The organism is Streptomyces torulosus (genome assembly GCF_001419765.1).
Lineage (GTDB): Bacteria > Actinomycetota > Actinomycetes > Streptomycetales > Streptomycetaceae > Streptomyces > Streptomyces torulosus.
Genome location: NZ_LIRK01000102.1, coordinates 1 through 5,292 on the forward strand (window position 1 = coordinate 1; position 5,292 = coordinate 5,292).

The window sequence follows — 5,292 nt, forward strand, 5'->3', positions numbered from 1 at the left end:
AGCGGGCACACAGGCGGGTGGTGCGGGAGCCACAGGCACACAGGCGGAGAGCGCGGGAGCCGTCGGCACGGGCACCGGGGCGTAGTCAGCCGCGCCCCTGGGCGCTGGGCGTGGGGAGGCGCCCGCTGGTCACTCCGTCGAGGGCAACTCGCCCACGGGGACGGTGGTGGCCGTGCCGCGCGGGCAGCGCCACACGGCTGTGCCCCTCTCGACGGCCGCCTCCAGCGGATGCGTGTCCGGATGCGCCGGGCAGCGCGGCCACACCGCGGGCTCCCCGGCCGCCCACAGTGCCTCCACCGCCCAGCCCTGCACCTGGTCCGCGACCTCGGCCGTCAACACCCCGGGCCGCACGTCCGGTTCGGCCCACACCCCCTGGCCCGACCCGTCCGGCGCGTAGAGCACCACACCGGGGCCGTCCTCGTCCTCCCGCACCTCGGGTCGCACGGAACACTGCGCGCGCAGATCCCGCAGCACGACGGCCAGCGCCTCGCTGAACTCGGCTTCGGTACGGCTCATGCGTCGGACACCCTTCGGAAGAGGACCGCAACCACGGCTCAGGTCGCCGCCGTGATGATCACGACCGTGGTCGCCATCGTCGCGGCGGCCGTCTCGGCCATGCGGCGGAGGGCGGGGTCGGCCCAGTGGCGTTCGGCGATCTCCGTCATGCGCCGCTCGACCGCCGCGGACTGCTCCTTCCCCAGGTCGGGGAAGGCCAGTTCCCGCAGGTCGGCGTGGTGGAGCAGGGTGACCAGGGCGGCAGTGCGGTGGTCGGGTTCGCTTCCCTCCAGGACTACCGAGGCGAGCCGACTGCGCAGCGCGGCCTCCACCGTGCCGTCGACCTCCGGGTGGACGGTGGTGCGGAAGACGAGGAGGAGCCGGCGCTTCTCCTCGCGGATCAGGCCCTTGTCCAGCAGACCCCGCAGGGCCTTCTCGTACTCCTCGGTGCGCTGGTCGTTGATCCACTTCTCGGCGTCGTCCGGGAGCGCCGCGTCCTCGGGGCCGTCGGCGAGCACCCGTTCCAGCAGGGCCGCCGCCGCGATCGCGTAGGGCGTCCGCAGCGGCAACTTCGCCTCACCCGTGGAGTCGTCGAGGGAAAGGAGGAGGATCTCCTCACCGAGGGTCGTGGGGGCGGGGCCGGAGGCAGAGGACGACATGGTCATGATCGGTAGGACGCGTCGAGCCCGTACGACAGTTCCCTCCGCTCGACCTGGGCGGATGACTGCCCGACCTGGGCGGCGTTCCGCTTGCCCTCGGCGGGCGGGTCCAGCCCCAACACCCTGCGGGCCTCCCCCACATGGCGCAGGCCCTCGGTCGCGGTGCGGACGACCGCCGCGTACTGGTCGGGCGTACGGGCGGAGGCCAGCCGCGCCCGTGCGGTGCGGAGGCGTTCGGCGGCGTCGGCCAGGGCCCGGGCCGCGCCGTCGTCCGCGCCGGCCTGCGCCCGTACGTCGATCCCGGCCAGGCCACCGCCGAGCCGGACCACCCAGCGGTTGGCGTCGGCCTCCGCGTCCAGGTCGGACGTCGCTTCCCGCCCGTCGCCGCGGCGCCGCAGGGCGATGACCGCGATCACCGCCCCGAGGACCAGCAGCAGTGCGAGCAGCACGGCGAATTCCATGTCCTCCTCCACGTCCCGAGGTTCTCCGGCGTTTCCGTCCCCTACGGGTTCCTCGCTCTCTCCGTCCATCACACCCGCGCCCGCTGTGCGCCTCCGTCGAGAAACCTGTGCGTCCCCTGATGACATCCCCAGCGCCCGGCCCAAAGGTGCGTACGGGCACACCGAAAGGCCCGGAACCCGAGGGAACGGGATTCCGGGCCTCGCGCCGAGCCACGCGGTGAACGCGTCAGCCGTCGGTGCCGGTGTTCGTCGCGTCCGGGTCGACGCCGACGGTGATGGTGCCGGTGACGCCCTTGGCGATGTCGGCGTAGGGCTCCAGCGACGCCGAGGCGAGGAGCGCCTCTTCCCCGCGCACGGAAAAGGGTCCTGAAATCGACGGACGATTCCAGGACCCTTTCGTTTCAAGCCCTCAGCAGGCTTGCCTCACGCGCTTCTCTACTTCGGCTGCGGCTTCCGCACCGTGAGGTGCAGCTCGCGCAGTCGCGCCTCCTCCAGCTCCGTCGGCGCGCCCATCATCAGGTCCTGGGCGTTGCCGTTGAGCGGGAAGGCGATGGTCTCGCGGATGTTCGGCTCGTCGGCGAGGAGCATGACGATCCGGTCGACACCCGGGGCGATACCGCCGTGCGGCGGCGCGCCGAAGCGGAACGCGCGCAGCATGCCCGCGAACTGCTCCTCGACGGTGTCACGGTCGTAGCCCGCGATCTCGAAGGCCTTGAGCATGATCTCGGGCTCGTGGTTCCGGATCGCGCCGGAGGACAGCTCGACGCCGTTGCAGACGATGTCGTACTGCCAGCCGAGGATGTCCAGCGGGTCCTGGGTCTCCAGGGCCTCAAGCCCGCCCTGCGGCATCGAGAACGGGTTGTGCGAGAAGTCGATCTTCCCGGTCTCCTCGTCCTTCTCGTACATCGGGAAGTCGACGATCCAGCAGAACCGGAAGACGCCCTCCTCGAAGTGCCCGGCACGCTTGGCGGCTTCCACCCGCACCGCGCCCATGATCTTCGAGACCTCGTCGAACTCGCCCGCGCCGAAGAACACGGCGTGACCGGCGGCCAGCGACAGACGCTTGGTCAGCTCGGCGACGTTCTCCTCGGTGAGGAACTTCGCGATCGGGCCGGACAGCGCACCGTCCTCGCCGACGCGCACCCAGGCCAGACCCTTCGCACCCTGCTCCACCGCGTACTCGCCGAGCTGGTCGAAGAACTTCCGGGGCTGGCCGGAGACGTCCGGCACCGGCAGCGCACGCACATGCTTGCCGGCGAACGCCTTGAACTCCGAGCCCTCGAAGATGTCGGTGATGTCGACCAGTTCCAGCTGGGCGCGCAGGTCCGGCTTGTCGGAGCCGTACTTGAGCATCGCCTCACGGAACGGGATGCGCGGGAACGGGGAGGTGACGTGGCGGCCGTTGCCGAACTCCTCGAACAGCTCGGTCATGAGCTTCTCGATGGGCTGGAAGACGTCCTCCTGCTCCACGAAGCTCATCTCGACGTCGAGCTGGTAGAACTCGCCCGGCGAACGGTCCGCGCGCGCGTCCTCGTCACGGAAGCAGGGCGCGATCTGGAAGTACCGGTCGAAGCCCGAGATCATCAGCAGCTGCTTGAACTGCTGCGGAGCCTGGGGGAGCGCGTAGAACTTGCCCGGGTTCAGACGCGAGGGCACGACGAAGTCGCGGGCGCCCTCGGGGGAGGTGGCGGACAGGATCGGCGTGGCCATCTCGTTGAAGCCGAGGGCCGTCATCTTGTGACGGATGGCGCTGATCACGGCCGTACGCAGCATGATGTTGCGGTGCATGCGCTCGCGGCGCAGGTCGAGGAAGCGGTACTCCAGGCGCCGCTCCTCGTTGACCCCGTCCTCGGCGTTGATGGTGAAGGGGAGCGGGGCGGCCGCGCCGAGCAGCTCGACCTCGCCTACCTCGACCTCGACCTCACCGGTGGGCAGGTCGGGGTTCACGTTCTCGGCGCCACGGGAGACGACCTTGCCGTCGACACGGACGGTCGACTCCTTGGAGATCTTGTCCAGGGCCTCGTACGCCGGGGTGCCCGGACGGGCGACGAGCTGCGTGATGCCGTAGTGGTCGCGCAGATCGATGAAGAGGATGCCGCCCAGGTCGCGCCGATTGTGCAGCCAGCCACTCAGCCGGACGTCGGTGCCGACGTCAGAGGCGCGGAGCTCGCCGCAGGTGTGGGACCTGTACCGATGCATCGTCGTTCATCCAGTCTTCGCTGATCGGGGATCTGGGACCGTGTCACACGGGTTCACCGTCCGTGTTTCACGTGAAACACAGCCAAGGGTACCGGGCACCCCAAGATCGCCTCCCCACCATTTACCGCCGCCCGCGGGGGCAACCGCGTCCTACGGGCACCTGGATACCGCTCTCCCCGCCACGGACACCTTTTCCCGCACGGATACTCACCGTCACAGCCATAGCCAGGACCGCAAGCGGTTTCTGTCGATAACGTCAACCGCTGTCACCGCCGTCGCCGCCGATCGCGGTTACCTCCGGACACCGCTCGGTGCTCGGCACAGCTTCGGTGGCACGGTCCGATCAGCTGTTCTTAGAGTGGGTCAATGCGCACTGGTGAGCCCCCGCCCACCGTGGAGGACGTCCTGTCCGCCCTGGCGACGGGACTGTGGACCTGGGACAGCGCTGCCGGAACCGTCACCGTCGACGCCGAGGCAGCCCGGCTCCTGGGGCTGCCCCCGGAACCGACCACCCTCACCCAGGCCGGCGCGCGCTCGAGACTCCACCCCGTCGACTGGAACGAGATCGTCTCGGTCGTCCAGCTCGCCGTCGCGGAGGACACCCTCGCCGAGGTCCGGATCCGGATCATGGACGAGCAGGGCCGGGTGATCCGCACCGTCCGCAGCCGCTCCAAGCCGACCCTGGATCCGGTGCGCAGATCGGTGGAGCTGATCGGCACCATCCAGGAGGTCACCGAACCCTCGCCGCAGACCGCGGCCCGCGCCCCGGGGGCCGTCACCGGCGACTGGCGGCGCTCCCGCGAGGCGTTCCTGCTGGACGCGGGGCGGGCACTGGCCGAGGCGCGCTCGACGGAGGAGGTGCTGCGGGTCGCGGCGGGCCTCGCGATGCCGGGCTTCTCCCCGGACGGTCTCGCCGTGTTCGGGGTGGAGGGCGACCGCCTCACCGTCATCGGGCACCACGGGCACAACCACGGCGACGAGGGCCCGTTCACCCATATGCCGCTGGAGACGGACTACCCGGCAGCGGAGGTCGTCCGCACCGGCCGCGCCGTCTATCTCTCCTCCCCCGAGGACTACAAGTCCCGCTACCCCACCGCCTGGCCGCTCGCGGAACAGTTCAACCGCCGGTCCTGGGCCTTCCTGCCGCTGATCGTCGCCGGCCGCACCATGGGCGCGTGGATGGCCGGCTTCACCTACCCGGTCACCTTCACCCCCGACGAGCGCTCCGTCCTGACCACCGTGGCCCGGATGCTCGCCCAGGCGCTGTCCCGCGCGGGCGCCGCCGAGACCGAACGCGAACTGACCGACGGCCTCCAGCGCACCATGCTGCCCACGCTCGGCCCCGAGATACCCGGCATGAGCGTCGCCGCGCGCTACGTCCCCACCGGCGGCGGACTCCAGGTCGGCGGCGACTGGTACGACATGATCGCCCTGCCCAGCGGCCGCTTCGCCCTCGTCATCGGCGACGTCCAGGGCCA

6 protein-coding genes are annotated in these 5,292 nt (G+C 70.7%); 1 reads left to right on the forward strand and 5 read right to left on the reverse strand.

Annotation, left to right across the window (positions count from 1 at the left end):
* Nucleotides 1–129 precede the first annotated feature (129 nt).
* From AOK23_RS08100 to aspS, 5 genes are all read right to left on the reverse strand, one after another.
* The gene (locus AOK23_RS08100; protein WP_055712070.1) at nucleotides 130–516 is read right to left on the reverse strand and encodes a hypothetical protein; all 387 of its coding nucleotides are present in this window, start codon (nucleotides 514–516) and stop codon (nucleotides 130–132) included.
* Between the two features lie 38 nt (nucleotides 517–554).
* Nucleotides 555–1,154, reverse strand: a complete 600-nt coding sequence (locus AOK23_RS08105) for a GOLPH3/VPS74 family protein (RefSeq protein WP_240496305.1) — start codon at nucleotides 1,152–1,154, stop codon at nucleotides 555–557.
* Nucleotides 1,155–1,156: 2 nt separating this feature from the next.
* Nucleotides 1,157–1,615 (reverse strand): hypothetical protein, encoded by a 459-nt coding sequence (locus AOK23_RS08110; RefSeq protein ID WP_206336148.1) that lies wholly within the window; start codon nucleotides 1,613–1,615, stop codon nucleotides 1,157–1,159.
* A gap of 226 nt (nucleotides 1,616–1,841) precedes the next feature.
* On the reverse strand, nucleotides 1,842–1,970 hold the full coding sequence (locus AOK23_RS51380; RefSeq protein WP_276205721.1) for a hypothetical protein: 129 nt from the start codon (nucleotides 1,968–1,970) through the stop codon (nucleotides 1,842–1,844).
* Nucleotides 1,971–2,050: 80 nt separating this feature from the next.
* On the reverse strand, nucleotides 2,051–3,814 hold the full coding sequence (gene aspS / locus AOK23_RS08115; protein WP_055712073.1) for an aspartate--tRNA ligase: 1,764 nt from the start codon (nucleotides 3,812–3,814) through the stop codon (nucleotides 2,051–2,053).
* 366 nt (nucleotides 3,815–4,180) lie between these two features.
* On the opposite strand from aspS, the gene AOK23_RS08120 reads away from it, so the two are divergent.
* Nucleotides 4,181–5,292, forward strand: a 1,112-nt coding sequence (locus AOK23_RS08120) for a GAF domain-containing protein (protein WP_420823690.1), incomplete at its 3' end; no start/stop codon positions are given.